The 20,286-nt window shown below is 44.4% G+C and carries 21 protein-coding genes and 2 pseudogenes; 22 read left to right on the forward strand and 1 reads right to left on the reverse strand.

Annotated elements, in window-relative coordinates; genetic code table 11:
• Window positions 1–331: 331 nt before the first annotated feature.
• The 22 genes and pseudogenes from QE429_RS02190 to nuoN all read left to right on the forward strand — a co-directional run bounded on the left by QE429_RS02190 (window position 332) and on the right by nuoN (window position 19,911).
• Window positions 332–556: an AtpZ/AtpI family protein gene (locus QE429_RS02190; protein WP_307283498.1), complete on the forward strand. Its 225-nt coding sequence runs from the start codon at window positions 332–334 to the stop codon at window positions 554–556.
• 2 nt (window positions 557–558) lie between these two features.
• Window positions 559–933 (forward strand): ATP synthase subunit I, encoded by a 375-nt coding sequence (locus QE429_RS02195; protein ID WP_307283500.1) that lies wholly within the window; start codon window positions 559–561, stop codon window positions 931–933.
• Window positions 934–954: 21 nt separating this feature from the next.
• Window positions 955–1,668: a F0F1 ATP synthase subunit A gene (gene atpB / locus QE429_RS02200; RefSeq protein ID WP_307283504.1), complete on the forward strand. Its 714-nt coding sequence runs from the start codon at window positions 955–957 to the stop codon at window positions 1,666–1,668.
• A gap of 73 nt (window positions 1,669–1,741) precedes the next feature.
• Entirely contained in the window at window positions 1,742–1,966 is a 225-nt protein-coding gene (gene atpE, locus QE429_RS02205) for a F0F1 ATP synthase subunit C (RefSeq protein ID WP_307283507.1), read from the forward strand.
• A 114-nt stretch (window positions 1,967–2,080) separates the two neighbouring features.
• The gene (locus QE429_RS02210) at window positions 2,081–2,611 is read left to right on the forward strand and encodes a F0F1 ATP synthase subunit B (protein WP_307283510.1); all 531 of its coding nucleotides are present in this window, start codon (window positions 2,081–2,083) and stop codon (window positions 2,609–2,611) included.
• The gene (locus tag QE429_RS02215; RefSeq protein ID WP_307283513.1) at window positions 2,608–3,144 is read left to right on the forward strand and encodes a F0F1 ATP synthase subunit delta; all 537 of its coding nucleotides are present in this window, start codon (window positions 2,608–2,610) and stop codon (window positions 3,142–3,144) included. The genes QE429_RS02210 and QE429_RS02215 overlap by 4 nt, the downstream gene beginning before the upstream one ends.
• Window positions 3,145–3,168: 24 nt before the next feature.
• Window positions 3,169–4,677: a F0F1 ATP synthase subunit alpha gene (atpA, locus tag QE429_RS02220; protein WP_307283515.1), complete on the forward strand. Its 1,509-nt coding sequence runs from the start codon at window positions 3,169–3,171 to the stop codon at window positions 4,675–4,677.
• Window positions 4,678–4,742: 65 nt separating this feature from the next.
• Window positions 4,743–5,605: pseudogene (atpG, locus tag QE429_RS02225) on the forward strand (ATP synthase F1 subunit gamma).
• Between the two features lie 133 nt (window positions 5,606–5,738).
• Complete coding sequence (gene atpD / locus QE429_RS02230; protein ID WP_307283518.1) at window positions 5,739–7,160, forward strand: F0F1 ATP synthase subunit beta; 1,422 nt, start codon at window positions 5,739–5,741, stop codon at window positions 7,158–7,160.
• Window positions 7,161–7,181: 21 nt separating this feature from the next.
• The gene (locus QE429_RS02235) at window positions 7,182–7,589 is read left to right on the forward strand and encodes a F0F1 ATP synthase subunit epsilon (RefSeq protein ID WP_307283519.1); all 408 of its coding nucleotides are present in this window, start codon (window positions 7,182–7,184) and stop codon (window positions 7,587–7,589) included.
• Window positions 7,590–7,707: 118 nt separating this feature from the next.
• Window positions 7,708–7,839 (forward strand): hypothetical protein, encoded by a 132-nt coding sequence (locus QE429_RS02240; protein ID WP_307283522.1) that lies wholly within the window; start codon window positions 7,708–7,710, stop codon window positions 7,837–7,839.
• A 1,474-nt stretch (window positions 7,840–9,313) separates the two neighbouring features.
• Window positions 9,314–9,688 carry an NADH-quinone oxidoreductase subunit A gene (locus tag QE429_RS02245; RefSeq protein WP_307283525.1) on the forward strand — a complete coding sequence of 125 codons (375 nt, stop codon included), beginning with the start codon at window positions 9,314–9,316 and terminating at the stop codon, window positions 9,686–9,688.
• Entirely contained in the window at window positions 9,679–10,191 is a 513-nt protein-coding gene (locus QE429_RS02250) for a NuoB/complex I 20 kDa subunit family protein (RefSeq protein WP_307283528.1), read from the forward strand. Before QE429_RS02245 ends, QE429_RS02250 begins: the two co-directional genes overlap by 10 nt.
• Before the next feature lie 3 nt (window positions 10,192–10,194).
• The gene (locus tag QE429_RS02255) at window positions 10,195–11,580 is read left to right on the forward strand and encodes an NADH-quinone oxidoreductase subunit C (RefSeq protein ID WP_307283530.1); all 1,386 of its coding nucleotides are present in this window, start codon (window positions 10,195–10,197) and stop codon (window positions 11,578–11,580) included.
• A gap of 3 nt (window positions 11,581–11,583) precedes the next feature.
• Window positions 11,584–12,685 (forward strand): annotated as a pseudogene (locus QE429_RS02260) (NADH-quinone oxidoreductase subunit D).
• Window positions 12,685–13,689: an NADH-quinone oxidoreductase subunit NuoH gene (gene nuoH, locus QE429_RS02265; RefSeq protein WP_307283532.1), complete on the forward strand. Its 1,005-nt coding sequence runs from the start codon at window positions 12,685–12,687 to the stop codon at window positions 13,687–13,689. The pseudogene QE429_RS02260 and the gene nuoH overlap by 1 nt, the downstream one beginning before the upstream one ends.
• Window positions 13,690–13,743: 54 nt before the next feature.
• Window positions 13,744–14,163: an NADH-quinone oxidoreductase subunit NuoI gene (gene nuoI / locus QE429_RS02270; protein ID WP_307283534.1), complete on the forward strand. Its 420-nt coding sequence runs from the start codon at window positions 13,744–13,746 to the stop codon at window positions 14,161–14,163.
• Window positions 14,160–14,678: an NADH-quinone oxidoreductase subunit J gene (locus tag QE429_RS02275; protein ID WP_307283537.1), complete on the forward strand. Its 519-nt coding sequence runs from the start codon at window positions 14,160–14,162 to the stop codon at window positions 14,676–14,678. Before nuoI ends, QE429_RS02275 begins: the two co-directional genes overlap by 4 nt.
• Entirely contained in the window at window positions 14,675–14,989 is a 315-nt protein-coding gene (gene nuoK, locus QE429_RS02280) for an NADH-quinone oxidoreductase subunit NuoK (RefSeq protein WP_307283539.1), read from the forward strand. Before QE429_RS02275 ends, nuoK begins: the two co-directional genes overlap by 4 nt.
• Before the next feature lie 51 nt (window positions 14,990–15,040).
• A complete protein-coding gene (gene nuoL / locus QE429_RS02285; protein ID WP_307283542.1) occupies window positions 15,041–16,912 on the forward strand; it encodes an NADH-quinone oxidoreductase subunit L in 1,872 nt (623 codons plus the stop codon).
• Window positions 16,909–18,417 carry an NADH-quinone oxidoreductase subunit M gene (locus QE429_RS02290; protein WP_307283544.1) on the forward strand — a complete coding sequence of 503 codons (1,509 nt, stop codon included), beginning with the start codon at window positions 16,909–16,911 and terminating at the stop codon, window positions 18,415–18,417. The genes nuoL and QE429_RS02290 overlap by 4 nt, the downstream gene beginning before the upstream one ends.
• 6 nt (window positions 18,418–18,423) lie before the next feature.
• Window positions 18,424–19,911: an NADH-quinone oxidoreductase subunit NuoN gene (nuoN, locus tag QE429_RS02295; protein WP_307283546.1), complete on the forward strand. Its 1,488-nt coding sequence runs from the start codon at window positions 18,424–18,426 to the stop codon at window positions 19,909–19,911.
• Window positions 19,912–20,032: 121 nt separating this feature from the next.
• Here the strand turns inward: nuoN and QE429_RS02300 are convergent, their stop codons facing one another.
• A complete protein-coding gene (locus QE429_RS02300; RefSeq protein ID WP_307283549.1) occupies window positions 20,033–20,227 on the reverse strand; it encodes a hypothetical protein in 195 nt (64 codons plus the stop codon).
• Window positions 20,228–20,286: the final 59 nt, after the last annotated feature.

The following is a 20,286-nucleotide window of genomic DNA, read 5'->3' on the forward strand; positions in this document are numbered from 1 at the left end:
AAATTTGGACCGGTTTGTCCACCATGTTTATCACAGAAAAATATTTTGTGTCACAAAGTTCACAAAATGGACACAAAATGGTCAAAAAATAGATAAGAAATCCACTACAATAAGAGTGTAAATTAAAATTTCATGAGAAAAAGCTTTGGGAAATTGTTTGTGGGATAATTCACTAAATTCCATTGACTTTACAAGATGCCTATTGTATGCTAACAAAGGGTGTAAAATGATAGGGTTTTCATCGGAATTTCGACAATATTCTACGGTGTTTCCTACGTGTTTGCATACTAGTACCCGGTTGACATTCTCTGATAGTGAGGATGCGATAAGCATGCGAAAAAACAACCGTCATCCATTACAAGCTATGGCTTTAATGTCCGCAATAGTCTCCCAGTTAGTCGGTTCCATTCTAATAGGTATATTCTCAGGCAGATGGCTGGATCGGCAGTGGGATACCGAGCCGCTTTTCTTAATAGTTGGACTGCTCATTGGACTTGGAGCAGGCACCTATTCCATGCTTCTTTCAATCCGCCATTTCTATTCAGGAGATAAATAACTATGCCAGATTTTAGAATCATGTTTAACAGACAGCGGAAATGGCTCTTTTATGTATTAGCCATCTATGTTCTTGGCTGGGGATTCACACCCTACCCAACGGTTTTCTTAGGGCTGATCCTTGGGACATGCTTTGGTTACTTAAACCTTTGGTTATTAGTGAAGAAAACAGAGGACTTTGATAAAAAGGTTTCACAGGGCAAGAAAGTCCGCTCTCTCGGCTCGCTGTCCAGAATGGCAGTAGGTGGGATAGCCGCATTAATTGCATTAAGATACCCCGAGTATTTTAATATTATAAGTTTAGTAATAGGACTGATGACATCCTATATTGTCATTATGATAGATTATTTTTATCATGCAGTGCATGTACATAAATGAGTGGAAACGAGGTGAGTTTACATGGAACACGGAACTCCAGATTTTAAATTTATGGGGCTTTGGTTTAACGGTGCCAACATCTTAATGATTACCGTTGCCAGTTTGATTGTTTTCCTAATTGCAGTCCTTGCCACCCGCAAACTTGCGATGAAGCCAACAGGCGTACAAAATTTCTTCGAGTGGATCTTGGATTTTGTTAAAGGGATTATCAACAGCACAATGGATTGGAAGACAGGTGGCCGATTCCACATTCTTGGAATCACACTACTCATGTATATTTTTGTATCCAATATGCTTGGACTTCCATTCGCAGTGGTAGTAGGCGGAGACTTATGGTGGAAATCACCAACAGCTGACCCAACCATCACATTAACATTAGCTGTTATGGTTGTTGCGCTTTCACACTTCTACGGTGTAAAGCTACTAGGTGTAAAAGGATATGCAAAAGGCTTTGTCAGCCCTATGAAATTCCTATTCCCATTAAAAATAATTGAGGAATTTGCGAATACACTGACACTTGGTTTGCGTTTATACGGTAACATTTTTGCCGGTGAATTGCTTCTTTCTTTATTAGCGGCAGGACTAGCGCATCAAGGCATTGCTGGAACTATCGCAGCAGTACCACTGACACTAGTTTGGCAAGGTTTCTCGATCTTCGTTGGTTCAATTCAGGCGTACATTTTTACAATGTTAACAATGGTTTATATGGCTCATAAAGTGAGTCACGACCATTAATATAAACCGTTCATTACTCATGAACAAAATAAAAAACAATATTTTTTTATACATTTAAGGAGGAAAAACGAAAATGACAGGTTCAATTGGTATTTTAGCAGCAGCAATTGCAATTGGTTTATCCGCTATCGGCGCAGGTATTGGTAACGGTCTTATCGTAGGACGCACAGTAGAAGGTACTGCTCGTCAACCAGAATTACGTGGTATGTTACAAACTACAATGTTCATCGGGGTTGCGTTAGTTGAAGCATTACCGATCATCGGTGTAGTTATTGCGTTCATGGTTTTAAATAAGTAATTATTATTAAAACTCCAGATGGCGAAGACACCTAATCCTTCGCCATTCATTTATGTCTAGTTAAATTGTTGTTACTTTCATCGTTTAGCGACTCTTGAAAGGAGTGAACCCAGGGTGTTAACAAGCAATTTTGTATTGGCTACTGCTGCAGAAGGCGGTTCCCATATTAATTTGGGAGATATTTTCTTCCAGCTACTAATGTTCATCATTTTGTTAGCGTTGCTGAAGAAGTTTGCATGGGGTCCATTAATGGGCATCATGAAGGAACGTGAATCACACATTGCTAACGAAATTAATGCGGCTGAAAACAGTCGTTTAGAAGCGAAGAAGCTTTTAGAAGAGCAAAGAAATCTTTTAAAAGAAGCACGTACTGAAGCTCAGAACTTAATGGAAAACGCTAGAAAGCAAGGCGATATCCAACGTGAAGAGATCGTAGTTGCGGCACGTACTGAAGCAGAACGTATTAAAGAAGCTGCGAAGCTTGAAATCGAGCAGCAAAAAGAGAAAGCAGTTGCAGCTATTCGCGAACAAGTTGCTTCCCTGTCTGTATTAGTTGCTTCTAAAGTAATTGAAAAAGAATTAACTGCAGCAGACCAAGATCAACTTATTAACGAATATATCAAAGAGGCAGGAGAAGGGCGATGAGCAATTCTATGGTAGCAAAACGCTACGCGTCAGCTCTTTTTCAAATTGCAAAAGAACAGCAGATTCTGAGTACAGTAGAAGAAGAACTTCGTGTAGTAAAAGAAGTTTTGCAATACAATGCTGATTTGAAAGCTGTTCTAAAATCATCAAAACTAACGATTGATAAGAAAAAAGAGATTTTAAAAGCAGCTTTTGGATCTATCAATGCATATGTACTCAATACATTGTTAATTTTGGTTGATCGTCACCGCGAAGACGAAATCGTTGAAGTGGTGAATGCCTTTATTGAACTGTCAAATGATGAAATGGGTGTAGCTGAAGCCGCAGTGTACAGTGTTCGTGCACTTACAGATGCAGAGCGCGAAGCTATTTCTACTACATTTGCAGCAAAAGTAGGCAAGAAATCATTAAAAATCGAAAATATCGTTGATTCCGAATTGCTTGGCGGCGTAAAGCTCCGCATCGGAAACCGTATATATGACGGAAGCTTGCGCGGCAAGTTAAACCGTTTAGAACGTAAATTGTTAAGCTAAGATTCGTAGATAGGGGTGAAACTCATGAGCATCAAAGCTGAAGAAATCAGTGCCCTGATAAAGCAGCAAATTGAAAACTATCAGGCAGAAATTCAAGTGAGTGATGTTGGTACAGTTATCTCCGTAGGTGACGGTATCGCACGTGTTCATGGCCTTGACAATGTCATGGCTGGAGAACTTGTTGAATTTTCAAACGGCGTTATGGGTATGGCACAAAACCTAGAAGAAAATAACGTCGGTATTATTATCCTTGGACCTTTCACAGACATCAAGGAAGGCGACGAAGTACGTCGTACAGGACGCATCATGGAGGTTCCAGTTGGTGAACAACTAATTGGACGTGTTGTTAACTCTTTAGGACAACCAATCGATGGTATGGGTCCAATCAATACTACTAAAACTCGCCCAGTTGAAGCAGTAGCTTCAGGCGTTATGGCGCGTAAATCTGTTCATGAGCCATTACAAACTGGTATCAAGGCGATTGACGCACTAGTTCCAATTGGTCGTGGTCAACGTGAGTTAATCATCGGTGACCGTCAAACAGGTAAAACATCTGTTGCGATCGATACAATCCTAAACCAAAAGACTGAAAACATGATCTGTATCTATGTTGCAATCGGTCAAAAAGAATCAACTGTACGTAATGCGGTAGAAATGCTTCGTAAAAACGGCGCATTAGATTACACAATCGTTGTGTCTGCATCTGCATCACAACCAGCTCCAATGCTATTCTTAGCACCATATGCGGGTGTTGCGATGGCTGAAGAGTTCATGTACTCTGGCAAGCACGTATTAATCGTATATGATGATCTTTCTAAACAAGCGGCTGCATACCGTGAACTTTCCCTATTACTTCGTCGTCCTCCAGGTCGTGAAGCATATCCAGGGGATGTATTCTACTTGCACTCCCGCCTATTAGAGCGTGCTGCGAAATTGAACGACACATTAGGTGCAGGTTCAATTACAGCATTACCATTTATCGAAACACAAGCAGGTGACGTTTCTGCTTATATCCCAACAAACGTTATCTCCATCACTGATGGACAAATCTTCCTACAATCTGACCTATTCTTCTCTGGCGTACGTCCAGCGATCAACGCAGGTCTATCTGTATCTCGTGTAGGTGGTTCTGCACAAATCAAGGCGATGAAGAAGGTTGCAGGTACACTGCGTCTTGACCTTGCTTCTTACCGTGAACTTGAAGCATTTGCTCAGTTCGGTTCTGACCTTGATAAAGCGACTCAAGCGAAGCTTAATCGTGGTGCACGTACCGTTGAGGTATTAAAACAAGATCTTAACAAGCCGCTTCGTGTTGAAAAACAAGTAGCGATCCTATATGCATTAACACGCGGATTCCTTGATGATATCCCTGTTCAAGATATTCGTCGTTTCGAAGCTGAATTCTTAAATTGGTTAGATCACAACCGCAAAGAAGTGTTAGACCATATTACAAAGACGAAGGATCTTCCTTCTGATGACGATATGGCTTCTGCAATCAACGACTTTAAAAAGACGTTCGCAGTTTCCGAGTAATATTGGGGGCGCCTCCTAAGGGCGCTCTTAGCTAAACATTCTTTGAATGAGGGTGGTGAGAACCAATGGCATCTTTACGCGACATAAAAAATCGTATCAATTCAACTAAAAAGACGAGTCAGATTACGAAAGCAATGGAAATGACGTCAGCAGCGAAATGGAACCGTGGGGTTATGAATGCGAAATCATTCGTACCATACATGGAAAAAATTCAGGAAGTGACGGCATCGATCGCAATCGGCAGCAAAGGGATTAATCATCCTATGCTTCAGGCTCGTGCTGTAAAGAAAACCGGTTATGTTGTTATGACATCTGACCGTGGACTTGCAGGTGCATTTAACAGTAACGTGCTTCGACGCGTGTACCAAACAATCCAAGACCGTCATAAATCCAATGACGAATTTGCGATTATTGCAGTCGGCCGAGTAGCGCGTGACTTTTTTGTGAAGCGCGGCATGAATGTAGCCCTTGAAATCGTAGGGGTTTCCGATCAGCCAAGCTTTTCAGATATTAAGGATATCGCATCAAGTACAGTAGGAATGTTCTCCGACGGTACATTGGATGAGATTTATGTGTATTACAGTCATTATATAAGTGCCATTTCTCAGGAAGTAACGGAGAAGAAGCTTCTTCCGCTAACGGATATCACAACTTCATCTTCAAAGCTTGCTTCGTATGAGTTTGAACCGTCTGCAGAAGAAATCTTAGAAGTTCTCCTGCCACAATATGCAGAAGCTTTGATTTACGGTGCTCTTTTAGACAGTAAAGCAAGTGAGAGCATGCGGCTCGTATGACGGCAATGAGAAATGCAACTGATAATGCGAAAGAAATGATTCGTAACTATACGCTTAGCTACAACCGTGCACGACAAGCTGCGATTACACAGGAAATCACAGAGATCGTTGGCGGTGCGGCGGCATTAGAATAGTATTTTTGAAAAAATAGCCTGTTCGGCTGGCTAAAAAGATAATGAGCGGGAAGGCTGCATTTGTTCATGAGTGAACAGATGCGGACCACCTACTAAGTTCATTTTTCAAAAGAGTAAGTTAGGAGGGAAAAAGATGAACATAGGACGCGTAGTTCAAATTATGGGTCCAGTCGTTGACGTTAAATTTGAAAACGGTCAGCTGCCTGCGATCTATAACGCATTAAGAATTAGTTCCAAAGCGCGTAATGAATCAGAAGTTGATATCAACTTAACCCTTGAAGTAGCCCTTCATTTAGGTGATGATACAGTTCGTACAATTGCAATGGCTTCCACTGACGGTGTAACTCGTGGAATTGAAGTAGTAGATACAGGTGCACCAATTTCCGTGCCGGTAGGGGATCCAACTCTTGGCCGTGTATTTAACGTATTAGGTGAAGTTATTGACTTGAAGGAAGAAATTCCAGCAAGCGAGCGCCGTGATTCCATTCACCGCGAAGCTCCAACTTTCGAAAACCTTTCTACTGAGGTAGAAATTCTTGAAACTGGAATTAAGGTAGTAGACCTTCTTGCACCATATATTAAGGGTGGTAAGATCGGTCTATTCGGTGGTGCCGGTGTAGGTAAAACTGTATTAATCCAGGAATTAATCAACAACATCGCTCAAGAGCACGGTGGTATTTCGGTATTCGCTGGTGTTGGTGAGCGTACTCGTGAAGGTAACGACCTTTACCACGAAATGACGGATTCAGGCGTTATCAAGAAAACAGCGATGGTATTCGGACAAATGAACGAGCCGCCAGGTGCGCGTATGCGTGTTGCCTTGACTGGTTTGACAATGGCTGAATATTTCCGTGATGAGCAAGGACAGGACGTTCTTTTCTTCATGGATAACATCTTCCGTTTCACGCAAGCAGGTTCTGAGGTTTCCGCGCTACTTGGCCGTATGCCATCTGCGGTAGGTTACCAGCCAACTCTTGCTACTGAAATGGGTAAATTACAAGAGCGTATCACGTCTACTAACGTAGGTTCTGTTACATCGATCCAAGCGATTTACGTACCAGCCGATGACTATACGGATCCGGCTCCGGCTACAACTTTCGCTCACTTAGATGCGACAACAAACCTTGAGCGTAAGCTTTCTGAGATGGGTATCTACCCTGCGGTGGATCCACTTGCATCGACTTCTCGTGCATTGTCACCTGAAATCGTTGGTGAAGAGCATTACGAGGTATCACGTCGTGTGCAACAAACGTTACAACGTTACCGTGAACTACAAGATATCATCGCGATCCTTGGTATGGACGAACTTTCTGATGATGATAAGTTAGTCGTACTTCGTGCGCGTCGTCTACAGTTCTTCTTATCACAAAACTTCCACGTTGCTGAACAGTTCACTGGTCAGCCTGGATCTTACGTGCCTGTTAAGGAAACGGTTAAAGGATTCAAGGATATCCTTGATGGTAAGTATGATCACCTTCCTGAAGATGCATTCCGTCTTGTTGGACGCATCGAAGAAGTGGTTGAAGCTGCGAAACGTATGGGCGTAGAGGTCTAAATCCTGCCAGGAGGGTAAAAAATGAAGACGATTAAAGTCAATGTTGTTACTCCCGATGGCCCGGTGTATGAATCAGATGTGGAAATGGTTAGTACAAAGGCTAAAAGTGGTGAGCTAGGGATCTTGCCTGGTCACATTCCGTTGGTTGCTCCTCTTGCTATTGGCGTTGTTCGCCTGAAGAAGGGTGGTAACACGGAGCTTGTTGCGGTAAGTGGTGGATTTTTAGAAGTCCGTCCAGATCAAGTTACCATTTTGGCGCAAACGGCTGAAAAAGCATCCGATATTGATGTTGAACGTGCATTAAGAGCGAAGGAACGTGCAGAACAGCGTATGCACGATCAGCATGCTGAGCATATTGACTTCAGACGTGCTGAGCTTGCCCTGCAACGTGCCATCAATCGCCTCGCCGTATCGGAAGGTAAAAGATAATATTAGCTCGTATATATATGGAAACCCCTTTGGCGGACCTTTATTGGTTCGCTGGAGGGGTTTTTTATTTTGTTATTTTGGGGGGGGGGTGGGTGTGGGTGAGGTGGACGATATGTAGGTGGAAGTGGCCGATAAGTTCGGAAAAGTGGCCGATATGTGGGTGGAACCGGCCGATAAATGTGGGAAAGTGGATGATAAGTTGTTTTTAGTGGGGGAACGATGCTGGTTTTATATAAAAATGGTCGCTTAAAGATGGGGTTGGGGGAGAAGGTAGTAGAATTGGTTGTATAAGTGGATGGGGGAGTTAGTTTGCCAGTCTTGCGACTGGCATTTTTAGTGGATAGTTTAGTGATTTTGGAGGAGTGGCCGATAAGTTGTAGAAAGTGACCGATAAGTTTGGAAAAGTGGCCGATATGTGGGTGGAACCGGCCGATAAATGTGGGAAAGTGGATGATAAGTTGTTTTTGGTGGAGGAACGATGCTGGTTTTTATAAAAATGGTCACTTAAAGACGGGGTTGGGGGAGAAGGTAGTAGAATTGGTTGTATAAGTGGATGGGGGAGTTAGTTTGCCAGTCTTGCGACTGGCATTTTTAGTGGATAGTTAAGTGATTTTGGAGGAGTGGCCGATAAGTTGTAGAAAGTGACCGATAAGTTTGGAAAAGTGGCTGATATGTGGGTGGAACCGGCCGATAAATGTGGGAAAGTGGATGATAAGTTGTTTTTGGTGGAGGAACGATGCTGGTTTTTTATAAAAATGGTCACTTAAAGACGGGGTTGGGGGAGTTAGTTTGCCAGTCTTGCGACTGGCATTTTTAGTGGATAGTTTTAGTTTTTTGAGAAGTAGGGTGAGAAAGCTGAAGTAGGGAAGTTCTATATCAATTTTTGACGAGGAAAGATAGAAAAAGTAGAAGTAGAAGGGTTCTACATCTATTTTTGATGAGGTAAATATAGAGAAAGTAGAAGTAGAGAGAGTCTTGCGACCGGCCTTTTTATGTTGAGTTAATTCTGCATGATTTGTACATTTTTGCATATGATGGTAGGGCGACTGCAAGATTTGGAATTGTTTTAAAAAGTGTCGTTTTACATAGGTGGGGTTGGAGGTCTATCAAGTTTTTTATATAGAAAGGAGAAAAAAGGTATATTTAATGAATGTTTAATGACAAATCTCACATACATTGCTCGGTATTTGTTGTTAACATTGGGGGTGTTGACGGGTTTTTATGTAGTGTTGTAGAGAGCGGTTCTTGCGAACCTTTTGTTAGGGAAACTGCTTGGCTCTTTCGAGCCTTGACTATGCACGTCATCTTCCGCTAGCGCTCCAGATCACGTGCGCTAACCCCAGGGCTTTCCGCAATAGACTTGCTTGTTGTTCGCTCTTGCGTCATCTCTGGAGAACCTTCAAGGACGCGACCTCCGCGAGATCACGCAAACGCTCAAAAAGGGGACCCATGTCGACAACCTAGTATGGTGCAAAATTGAAATTCTCCCGCAATGTGCTACCCGCACATTGCGCTTCAGCTACCGCTGAAGCTTGCGAAAATTGAACATTTTAAGCCCCTTCTGAGAGCGCGCTCTCAAGGGTCTTAAAATGTTCAATTTCCGCGGCGGGAGAATCCCAATTTTATGTATAATGGCTTGTCGACATGGGTTTGTAACAATGCTATAATGAATTCGGTTACAATATTCATTAGTATGAAAATTTACAACATTGGAGGGGATAGACATGGAACTTCTAAATATATATCAGAATAATTACCTGATAGTTTTTGTGTTCCTATGTCTTGGGGTGTTGCTGCCGATGGTGGCGTTATATTTGGGTAAGCTTTTGCGTCCTTATAAGCCTAGTGATGCGAAGTATACCACATATGAGAGCGGTGTTGAGCCTTTTCACGATTCCCGTGTTCAGTTCAATGTCCGCTATTATATTTTTGCCCTAATGTTTGTTGTTTTTGATGTGGAAACGGTGTTCTTATATCCATGGGCTGTTGCCTATGATAAGCTAGGTATCTTTGCATTGATCGAGATGTTAATTTTCGTGGTTATGCTGTTAATTGGCCTAGTCTATGCTTGGAAGAAGAAGGTGCTACGATGGATTTAAAACTGGACGGCATTTCACCTAAGGAAATGGAAGAGTTACAAAGAAATGTATTTATGACTACGCTGGAGCAAATCAAGGCATGGGCTCGAAGTAATTCGATCTATCCGATGACATTTGGTCTGGCTTGTTGTGCGATTGAGATGATGGGTGTAGGGTCATCGCATTATGACCTTGACCGTTTTGGTTCGTTTTTCCGTACGTCTCCACGTCAATCGGATTGTATGATTGTATCTGGAACGGTAACGAAGAAAATGGCGCCGATTTTACGTCGTTTATATGATCAAATGCCAGAGCCGAAGTGGGTTATTGCTATGGGTTCTTGTGCAACAGCTGGCGGGCCGTATGTGAAGTCATATTCGGTTGTTAAAGGTGTCGATCAAATCGTGCCTGTTGATGTATACATACCTGGTTGCCCACCAAACCCAGCGGCTTTAATTTATGGAATCAATAAGTTAAGGGAAAAGATTCGCTATGAAGCGAAGACTGGGAAGAAGGTGATCTAACCGATGAGTGGGGAAAAGGATCTTGAACAGTTAAAGAAAGAGGCTGTAGCGAAAGCGAAGGCTGCGGCGGCTGCGAAGCGTGCGGCTAAGGCAGCGGGGGAATCAGCCCCGAAGCAGGAAACCTCAACTCCAGCTGAGCCGGCAAAACCGGAAGCGCCAGTCACTCCAGCGGCACCGCAAAACGAAGCGCCAGCAACCTCAACAAGCGAAGCCCCTGCGGCAAGCTCTGATGCGGATGATTTGGCGAAGCGAAAGGCAGAAGCAGTAGCGAAGGCGAAGGCGGCTGCGGCGGCAAAGAGAAAAGCGATGGAGCAAGCAGGCGGTGCGGCCACTGCATCCGAATCTACACCAGCAGAAGAACCAGCAGGAAACGAAGCGGATGACTTAGCGAAAAAGAAAGCAGCGGCAGTAGCGAAGGCGAAAGCGGCTGCGGCAGCAAAGAGAAAAGCCATGGAGCTAGCAGGTGGCGCAGAACCGGCATCCGAGTCCACACCAGCAGAAGAACCAACAGGAAACGAAGCGGATGACTTAGCGAAAAAGAAAGCAGCGGCGGTAGCGAAGGCGAAGGCGGCGGCGGCAGCAAAAAGAAAAGCGATGGAGCTAGCGGGCGGCGCGGCCACCGAAGCCGGAGCAGAAGACAGCGTACCAGCAGGCGATGATGCTAAAGCAAAGGCGGCAGCAGCAGCGAAAGCAAAAGCGGCGGCGGCAGCAAAGGCGAAGGCAGCAGCAGCGGCCAAGGCGAAAGCGGCTGGAATGTCGGAGGATGCACCTGCAGCTGGCGGAGATGATGAAAAGGCGAAAGCGATTGCTGCAGCAAAAGCCAAAGCGAAAGCAGCGGCGGCAGCGAAGGCCAAGGCAGCAGCAGGCGGAAAAGCTGAAACAGCAGCTCCTACAGAAGAAGCAAAGCCTTCAGTCAATCAGCCATTTTTAGATAAATATCTGAAAGTCATTGAAGAAAATATGGGATCAGATGTTTTAGAAGATTCTTATATTAATAAACTATCCAAGGATGTTCCAACACTTGTGGTGAAGCGTGAGAACTACTTTAAATTGGCTCAATTTTTAAAATTCAATGAGCTGTTAGGGTTTGATTACTTATCCGAGCTTCATGGAACAGATTTTGAAACACATATGGAAGTGTATGTTCACTTATATTCATACAAAAACCGTCAATCTGTCGCTGTGAAAGTGAAGATTGACCGAGATGAACCAACAATCGAATCCTTGACACCGATTTGGGCGGGTGCAAACTGGCCTGAATGTGAAGCGTTTGATTTACTCGGTATCAAGTTTACCGGACATCCGAACCTTTACCGGATCATGCTTGGAGATGATTGGGTTGGCCATCCACTGCGAAAAGATTATGAGCCGTACGATGTGGAGGTGTAACCAGTGATACGAACGGAAGAAATGCTATTAAACGTAGGCCCTCAGCATCCGAGTACACACGGAGTTTTCCGGCTTGTGGTAAAAATTGACGGGGAAATCATTACGGAAGCGCAGCCTGTCATCGGTTACTTACACCGGGGAACAGAAAAGCTAGCTGAAAACCTGCAATATACTCAGATTATTCCTTATACAGACCGTTTGGACTATCTGTCAGCGATGACCAACAACTATGTCCTTTGCCATGCGGTGGAGACCATGATGGGAATTCAAGTGCCTGAACGGGCCGATTTCCTTCGTGTTATCGCAATGGAATTGGGCCGGGTTGCGAGCCACCTTGTTTGGTGGGGTACATACCTGCTTGACCTTGGGGCGGTTAGTCCATTCTTATATGCGTTCCGTGAGCGCGAAATGATTATTAACTTACTAAACGAATTATCAGGTGCACGCTTAACCTTCAACTACATGCGTGTTGGCGGCGTCAAGTGGGATGCTCCAGAAGGCTGGATTGAAAAAGTTGGAGAGTTTGTTCCATACATGCGCGAACAGCTGAAGGGCTACCACCAACTTGTGACAGGGAACGAAATCTTCTTGGATCGTGTAAGGAATGTAGGAACCTACACGAAAGAAGATGCCCTTCATTACTCACTCAGCGGACCAAACCTTCGCTGTACGGGTGTGAAATGGGATCTTCGTAAAGATGAGCCATATTCCATCTATGATCGTTTTGATTTTGGTGTTCCGACACAAGAGGGCGGCGATGCATTAGCACGTTACCATGTGCGTGTGGCGGAAATTGAAGAATCATTAAAAATCCTTGAGCAAGCGGTTGCGCAATTCCCGGCTGAAGGGGAAATCCTTGCGAAAGTGCCAAAGGATCATTAAGGCGCCTAAAGGAGAAGCATTTGTACGAATTGAATCACCACGCGGAGAGATTGGCTGCTATATTTCAAGTGACGGCAAGAAAGAACCGTATCGCTTAAAGTTTAGAAGACCATCATTCTATAATCTGCAGATTCTCCCGAAACTATTAGAGGGCGAAAATATCGCAAACTTGATTGCTATTTTAGGGGCAATTGATATTGTCCTTGGGGAGGTGGACGGCTAATGGTAAATGATTTACTCCAGTCCAGTCCAGGTCTTTTCAACTTTGCCATCTTCTTTTTACTAGGTGTAATCTTGCTTTTAGTCGTATTAGGCTTCGTAACATACGGAATTTTAGCCGAGCGGAAAGTCATGGGTTACATGCAGCTCCGTCACGGTCCTAACCAAGTCGGTGGTCGCTGGGGTTTACTGCAAACCGTAGCGGACGTTTTGAAGCTTTTACTAAAAGAAGATATTATTCCGAAGTTAGCAGATCGACCATTATTTATCCTGGCACCAGTGATTGCCTTTGCACCGTCATTCATGGTACTGGCAACGATTCCTTTCACTGATAAATTTCAGTTTGCGGATATCGGTGTGGGATTACTGTATTACATCGCCGTTTCTGGTTTAACCACTTTCGGGGTGCTGCTAGGCGGATGGGCATCCAATAACAAGTATGCACTACTCGGGGGAGCCCGTGCAGCGGCACAAATGATTTCCTATGAAATCCCGCTTGTTATGTCCGTTTTAGGGGTTATCCTTTTAGCAGGAAGCTTAAACTTAAATGATATCGTGGATGCACAAAAACACGGTTGGTTCTTATTACTTCAACCAATTGGCTTTGTCGTATTCTTCATCTCATCAATCGCAGAATTAAACCGGACACCGTTTGACCTTCCGGAAGCAGAATCAGAGCTTGTCGCAGGTTATCACGTGGAATATTCCGGTTTCCGTTGGGCATTCTTTATGCTCGCAGAATATGTGTATTTGTTTGCAATGTCATCACTAATTACCGTTGTGTTCCTTGGTGGTTGGCTGCCGCCATTCGCGTTCCTTGGCTTCATCCCAGGTGCGGTTTGGTTTGCATTGAAATTCAGTGTGGTCGTCTTCATGTACATTTGGCTCCGCGTAACACTTCCACGTTTCCGCGCAGACAAACTAATGGAATTCGGCTGGAAGGTCCTACTGCCAGTATCCTTGGCCAACATCTTCCTCACAGCACTGATCAAATCGTTATTTTTCTAAAAATGGTGCCTGGCACCACTAACAATTTTTAAAAGGTAAAAGGGGTGAAAAAACGTGCTTGGATTAGCTAAAGGCTTGAAATATACCCTGAAACAATTAACCCGTGAAAAGGTTACCTACGATTATCCAAACAAACCGCTTCCACTACCGGATCGTTTCCGCGGGATTCAAAAATTCTACCCGGAAAAATGTATTGTTTGTAATCAATGTATGAATATCTGTCCAACTGAATGTATCGACCTCACGGGGAAAAAGCATCCGGACCCAACAAAAAAAGGGAAAATCATCGACACATACGATATCAACTTCGAGATTTGCATCCTTTGTGACCTATGTACGGAGGTTTGCCCAACTGAAGCCATCATCATGACCAATAACTTTGAGCTCGCTGAATACAGCCGTGATATGTTATTTAAAAATCTTGAATGGTTAGATGAAAACGACGAAAACATACGGAAGGAGAATAAAGCATGACCTTCTCAGGCGAATTTCTCGCTTTTATGGGGCTCGCACTTGTGGCGATCATCGGCGGCGTGCTTCTATTGAACCTAACGAAAGTTGTTCATATGGTCGTTGCCCTCATCTTCACTTTCGTCGCCATCGCCGGTATTTACGTTCTGCTATCCGCAGAGTTTGTGGCTGCCGTCCAAATCTTAATCTATTCTGGTGCAATCACCATTATCATGCTGTTTGGCATTATGTTAACGAAGCATGATGACGAAAGTGAACCAAAAGCAGGCAAATGGAGAAAGTTACTTTTGTTCCTAGGAATTGTGGGCTTTGCTTTTGCAGTGTATATCGGCATCTACGATTTCAATATCGAGCAGACACCATCTACGCTACATGAAAATAACACACTACAAATCGGTAAAGCACTTTACTCAAAATATGTCATTCCGTTCGAGTTAACATCGGTATTGCTATTAGTTGCCCTTGTCGGCTCGGTAATCTTGGCGAAAAATGAGAAGAAGGAGGCGGATGAGGAATGAGTTCAGTTCCCGCTTCAGCCTTCCTGGCACTGGCACTTATACTGTTTTGCATCGGCTTGTACGGTGCGTTAACGAAAAGAAACACAGTCATCGTCCTAATCTCGATCGAATTAATGCTGAATGCCGTGAATATCAACCTGGTCACTTTCAGTAAATACGGCATGACGCCATCGATTACAGGTCAAATTTTTGCCCTGTTCGCAATCAGCGTGGCTGCAGCCGAAGCAGCGGTCGGACTAGCGATCCTTATCGCACTGTACCGCAATAAGAAAACCGTCAACATCGATGAAATGGACACAATGAAAAACTAGATAGAGCACAATGGGTGTCAGGCACCTTGTTCTATAAAGGGGATAGTGATAATGATGGAGAATGCATGGCTCATACCGCTTTTCCCGCTATTATCGTTTTTGATCCTTCTTCTATTCGGTAAGCGGTTGAAGGAGGCAAGTAGTTATGTGGGGATTCTTCTTACGCTCGCATCACTTGTCTATTCAATCCTTGTATTATTTGAGCGCTTTTCAGAGCCAACCTACGTCACGAAGTTTGACTGGCTCACGATAGGAGATCTGCATCTAACAGCGGGCTTTGAAGTGAATCAATTAAATGCATTAATGCTGTTTATCGTATCGCTCGTAAGTTTCTTAGTACATACCTACTCGAAAGGGTACATGCATGGAGACGAGCGGTTTCCAGTATTCTATGCCTACTTAGGATTATTTACCTTTGCAATGCTTGGATTGGTGCTTTCACCAAACCTATTGCAAACCTACATTTTCTGGGAGCTTGTCGGTCTCGGTTCGTTCCTATTAATCGGTTTCTATTTTTACAAAGAAGAAGCGAAAGCTGCGGCGAAAAAGGCATTCATCATGACCCGTATCGGGGACGTGGGCCTATTTATCGGGATGGCTCTCCTATTCTGGGAAACCAAAAGCTTTGAATATAGTGAAATCTTCGCTGCCGTAGAAGCTGGCAACATTTCAACTACCATGATTACTTTAACGGCAATCCTGATTTTCATTGGGGCAGTTGGTAAATCTGGTCAGTTCCCGCTTCACACCTGGCTTCCAGATGCGATGGAAGGTCCGACACCAGTTTCGGCTCTCATCCACGCAGCAACGATGGTTGCAGCAGGGGTGTACTTAGTGGCAGCACTATTCCCACTGTTCTTAGCGAGCAAAACAGCACTATTAACCATCGCCGTAATCGGTGGATTTACTGCGATTTTTGCCGCAAGCATTGGTCTTGTGCAAACAGATATTAAAAGAGTCCTAGCATATTCAACCGTTTCACAGCTTGGCTACATGATGCTTGCCTTAGGGTCTGCCGGCTATGTGGCAGGGGTGTTCCACTTGATGACACACGCGTTCTTCAAGGCATTACTATTCCTTGCAGCCGGTTCTGTCATTCATGCGGCACACACTCAAAACATCGAAGAGATGGGCGGGCTTTGGAAAAAGCTGAAGCTGACCGGGCCGCTTTTCTTAATCGGAACACTCGCAATCAGCGGTGTACCGTTATTTTCCGGTTTCTTCTCAAAGGATGAAATTTTAGTTGCAGCTTGGGAAGGCGGACATCCAGTTCTTTTCTTGCTAGCATTAATCGCAGCCTTTATGACTGCATTCTACATGTTCCGCTTGTTCTTCCTCGTGTTCACGGGTGAAGCACGCGGCGATCAAAAGCATGTTCACGAATCACCGTCCAACATGACATTCCCGATGATCCTTCTCGGAGTCTTGGCAGTGGTTGCGGGTTACGTCAACACACCATGGTTCGGTACATTCCTTGGCGACTGGTTAGTGGATGGCAATGAAGCGCTAGCCCACCATGCCCATATCGAAGGTCCAGCCTGGATTATGATTGCAGCAACAGTCGTCTCTTTAGCAGGTATTCTTCTTGCTTATCTGATTTACTACAAGCGTTCTGTTTCCCGCAACTGGTTAAGCGGTACGGGTGATACGCTTCATACAATTCTATTTAATAAATATTACGTGGACGAATTCTATCAACTAACAGTCGTAGCTGCTACAAAAGCAATCAGCTACTTCCTGCGTTTCATCGATGTCTTCCTTGTTGAAGGACTCGTGAAGGGTGTAGTTGGAATTGTTCAAGGACTTGGTCAAACAGGTTCCAAAATGCAGAACGGTCAGGTTCAAACCTATGGTGCCGTTGCCTTCATCGGCCTTGCACTATTAGTCGTTATTTTTGCATTAACAGGGGGGTATCTACGATGAACTTACATGCAGTCCTTTCTGTCCTAGTATTCTCCCCTTTACTAGGTATCGTAGTATTGGCTTTCATGCCGAAATCGCAGGAAAAAACCATTAAACTAGTCGGCTTTTTAGCGACTCTGCCAGCGTTAATCCTGGCATTAGCGGCTTACCTCCATTATCAATGGGGCAAGGATCTAGCGGACTTTTCCGTATCGGTGCCATGGATTCAGTTCCGAGGCATGAACGGGATTGAAGAACCGATTTTCTCTGTTTACTATGAGCTTGGATTAAGCGGCTTCCAGCTATTGTTGGTTGTCTTAACAACCGTCGTGGCGACACTCGCTTCGATTGCAGCCATTTTTGTAAAAAAAGAATGGAAAGGCTATTTCATGCTATTCCTTCTTTTAGAAATCGGTATGCTTGGCGTGTTTACCGCTGAAAACCTAATTCTGTTCTTCATCTTCTTCGAAGTAACACTAATCCCGACGTTCTTTTTAATCGGAAAATGGGGTTATTTTGAAAAAGAAAAGGCAGCCTACAGCTTCCTAATATACAACGGGTTAGGCTCAGCAGTCTTACTAATCGTGATTATGATTCTGTTTGCAAAAACAGGAACATCGAACATTGAATTATTAACACAAATGATGGCTGACCCAAGTACACCGGTTTCTGGTGACTTGAAGCTTGGCTTACTAATCGCATTATTGATCGCTTTCGGAGTAAAATTACCGATCTTTCCGCTTCACAGCTGGATGCTGAAGGTTCACGTTCAGGCACCGCCATCAGTGGTTATGATCCACTCTGGGATTCTGTTAAAAATCGGTGCGTACGGCTTAATTCGTTTTGGAATGGGTATTTTTCCGAAGCAGTTTGAGACTCTTGCGACAATCATTGCTGTACTTGGAGTAGTCAATCTACTCTACGGGGCGTTTCTAGCGTTCATTCAAACAGACTTTAAAATGGTTTTGGCTTATTCATCTATTTCCCACATGGGAATCGTGTTAATCGGACTGGCTGCCATGAATGAGGCAGGCGTTCAGGGGGCGATTTTCCAAGTGATTTCACACGGATTGATTTCCGCGTTGTTGTTCTTCTTGGTGGGTGTATTGTACGAACGTACCGATACATCATTAATCGGAAATCTGGGCGGAATGGCGAAGGGGATGCCCATTGCCGCAGGCTTCTTGCTTGCTGGTGCGATGGCTTCGCTCGGACTGCCGGGGATGTCTGGATTTGTCAGCGAATTTATGGCGTTCTTAGGTCTATTCAAAGCTATGCCGTGGCTTGCTGCGGTTGGTACGATCGGTATTATCATGACGGCCGCTTACTTGTTGCGCGCAGTCTTAGGGATGACTTACGGAAAGTCACACCGTGAATTTACTGGTGTGGTGGATTTGAAAGGTGTGGAATTCGTTCCAGTCCTTGTGCTTACGTTATTAATCGTATTAATTGGTGTGTATCCAAGTGTTCTAAGCTCTCCGCTTCAAACTACACTTGAAACAATTTTGCCAGGGTTAGGAGGGTGATGAAGGATGGATTTTGCGACATTGAAATCATTTGAATGGAGTGTCATGACACCAGAGTTCATCATCCTTGGTGTGTCAGCACTATTAACATTGTTGGATTTATTTATGCCGAAAAAGCAAAATCGACGGGTGCTTGGCTGGATCGCGATTCTAGGTGTATTCGCAGCGATTGTGTCTCTTGCCGGCTTAATGGGCAGAGATATCACCTCGATTTTGGAAGACAGCTTTACGCTTGATACGTTCGGCAAGGCGTTTAAATTTCTGCTTCTTATCGGCTCGGCGCTGGTGCTGTTCTTAGCTGTCAGCTATGAGACGAAGGATGGAATAGAAGAGAGCCACGGTGAGTTTTACTACCTGTTCTTAACGGCGTTGCTCGGTGCGATGATCATGGCCTCCAGCGGTGATTTAATCACACTTTTCATCGGCTTAGAATTATTAACGGTTTCTTCTTATATTTTAGCGGGCATTCGCAAACACCACTTAGGGTCTAACGAATCCGCAATGAAATACGTCATCAATGGCGGAATTTCGACCGCGATTACGCTGTTTGGTATGAGTTATGTGTACGGGTTAACGGGCACGACAAACCTTTTCACGATGGCGCAAAACTTGGCGGCGGTATCTGATGCCCAGCAAACCTATTTGCTAGGCTTGGCCTTCTTAATGATTTTCGTTGGTTTATCCTTTAAGCTTGCGGCTGCTCCTTTCCATATGTGGGCGCCGGACGTGTATCAAGGAGCGCCAACTCCAGTAACGGCTTTCTTGAGCGTCGTATCGAAAACAGCAGGCTTTGTGATCGTCATTCGTATTCTTGTGGCTGTATTCTACAATGCGGCACCAGAGGGCGGCGCCGGTGGAGAAAGCATCCTGTTTAAGATGCATGACTACCTCGCTGTGATTGCTGCAGTTACGATGATTGTCGGTAACGTGGTCGCGTTGAAGCAATCGGATATTAAGCGGATGTTCGCTTACTCCAGTATCGCGCATGCAGGGTATGTGCTCGTGGCGTTAACGACATTGAGTGCGAACCTTGTGTTCTCGATCTGGTTCTACCTGCTTGCGTATCTGCTGATGAACCTTGGGGCATTTGCGATTATTCAAGTGGTGACGGAAAAATCAGGGTCAACGAAGATTGCTGATTTTGCTGGTTTGTATCGCCGTTCACCGGTGTTAGCGGTTCTAATGGGAATTCTATTGGTTTCCTTAGCAGGCTTCCCGGGTACAGCGGGCTTTATTGGCAAGTTAAACATCTTTATCGGCGCCTTCTTTGGGACTCCGCATTATGTGCTTGCATCGATTATGATTGCCACTACAGTGGTATCGTATTTCTACTATTTCGGTGTCATGACGCAAATGTTCTTCCGTCCGGCGAAGGATGAGAGCAAGTTGCAGGTACCATTTGGGATTGTCGTGGTGCTCTTGGTTGCGGTAGTAGGCTCTGTTTTATTCGGAGTAGCGCCAAACCTGGCACTCGATTTCTTGAACAATATGTAAGGTACGATTTTGGGGGAAATGAACGAACGATCGGCTCAGCTCGGCGGCCTTGGGGAAGGCTGCCAGCTCAAATATAGGGGTTATATATGTAAAAGAAGAGGTTGGGGAACCTCTTCTTTTTTTATGGTCTCCGCAGCCGTATATTGAGCTTGCTAGAGGGTGATTCCGCCGGGAATTCTAACAGTTTTCCAGTGGTGATTCCGCCGGTTTTGGTGATTATTCCGCCAACTTGCAGGAGGATTCCGCCAGTTTTTAACGGAATTCCGCCAACTTGCTGCATAATTCCGCCAACTTCTCCAATTATTCCGCCAAACATCAATTCCTCACATGAAAAACTATACCTCGCCTGAAAGAAAATCACCGTTCGATGGACAT

The organism is Bacillus sp. SORGH_AS_0510, assembly GCF_030818775.1.
Classification (GTDB): Bacteria; Bacillota; Bacilli; order Bacillales; family Cytobacillaceae; genus Neobacillus.

Excerpts from the sequence above, each read along its gene's own strand:
- QE429_RS02190 (WP_307283498.1), top strand. The coding sequence starts at position 332 with ATGCGAAAAAACAACCGTCATCCATTACAAGCTATGGCTTTAATGTCC.
- QE429_RS02195 (WP_307283500.1), top strand. The coding sequence starts at position 559 with ATGCCAGATTTTAGAATCATGTTTAACAGACAGCGGAAATGGCTCTTT.
- atpB (WP_307283504.1), top strand. The coding sequence starts at position 955 with ATGGAACACGGAACTCCAGATTTTAAATTTATGGGGCTTTGGTTTAAC.
- atpE (WP_307283507.1), top strand. The coding sequence starts at position 1,742 with ATGACAGGTTCAATTGGTATTTTAGCAGCAGCAATTGCAATTGGTTTA.
- QE429_RS02215 (WP_307283513.1), top strand. The coding sequence starts at position 2,608 with ATGAGCAATTCTATGGTAGCAAAACGCTACGCGTCAGCTCTTTTTCAA.
- atpA (WP_307283515.1), top strand. The coding sequence starts at position 3,169 with ATGAGCATCAAAGCTGAAGAAATCAGTGCCCTGATAAAGCAGCAAATT.
- atpD (WP_307283518.1), top strand. The coding sequence starts at position 5,739 with ATGAACATAGGACGCGTAGTTCAAATTATGGGTCCAGTCGTTGACGTT.
- QE429_RS02235 (WP_307283519.1), top strand. The coding sequence starts at position 7,182 with ATGAAGACGATTAAAGTCAATGTTGTTACTCCCGATGGCCCGGTGTAT.
- QE429_RS02245 (WP_307283525.1), top strand. The coding sequence starts at position 9,314 with ATGGAACTTCTAAATATATATCAGAATAATTACCTGATAGTTTTTGTG.
- QE429_RS02250 (WP_307283528.1), top strand. The coding sequence starts at position 9,679 with ATGGATTTAAAACTGGACGGCATTTCACCTAAGGAAATGGAAGAGTTA.
- QE429_RS02255 (WP_307283530.1), top strand. The coding sequence starts at position 10,195 with ATGAGTGGGGAAAAGGATCTTGAACAGTTAAAGAAAGAGGCTGTAGCG.
- nuoH (WP_307283532.1), top strand. The coding sequence starts at position 12,685 with ATGGTAAATGATTTACTCCAGTCCAGTCCAGGTCTTTTCAACTTTGCC.
- QE429_RS02275 (WP_307283537.1), top strand. The coding sequence starts at position 14,160 with ATGACCTTCTCAGGCGAATTTCTCGCTTTTATGGGGCTCGCACTTGTG.
- nuoK (WP_307283539.1), top strand. The coding sequence starts at position 14,675 with ATGAGTTCAGTTCCCGCTTCAGCCTTCCTGGCACTGGCACTTATACTG.
- nuoL (WP_307283542.1), top strand. The coding sequence starts at position 15,041 with ATGATGGAGAATGCATGGCTCATACCGCTTTTCCCGCTATTATCGTTT.
- QE429_RS02290 (WP_307283544.1), top strand. The coding sequence starts at position 16,909 with ATGAACTTACATGCAGTCCTTTCTGTCCTAGTATTCTCCCCTTTACTA.
- nuoN (WP_307283546.1), top strand. The coding sequence starts at position 18,424 with ATGGATTTTGCGACATTGAAATCATTTGAATGGAGTGTCATGACACCA.
- QE429_RS02300 (WP_307283549.1), bottom strand. The coding sequence starts at position 20,227 with ATGTTTGGCGGAATAATTGGAGAAGTTGGCGGAATTATGCAGCAAGTT.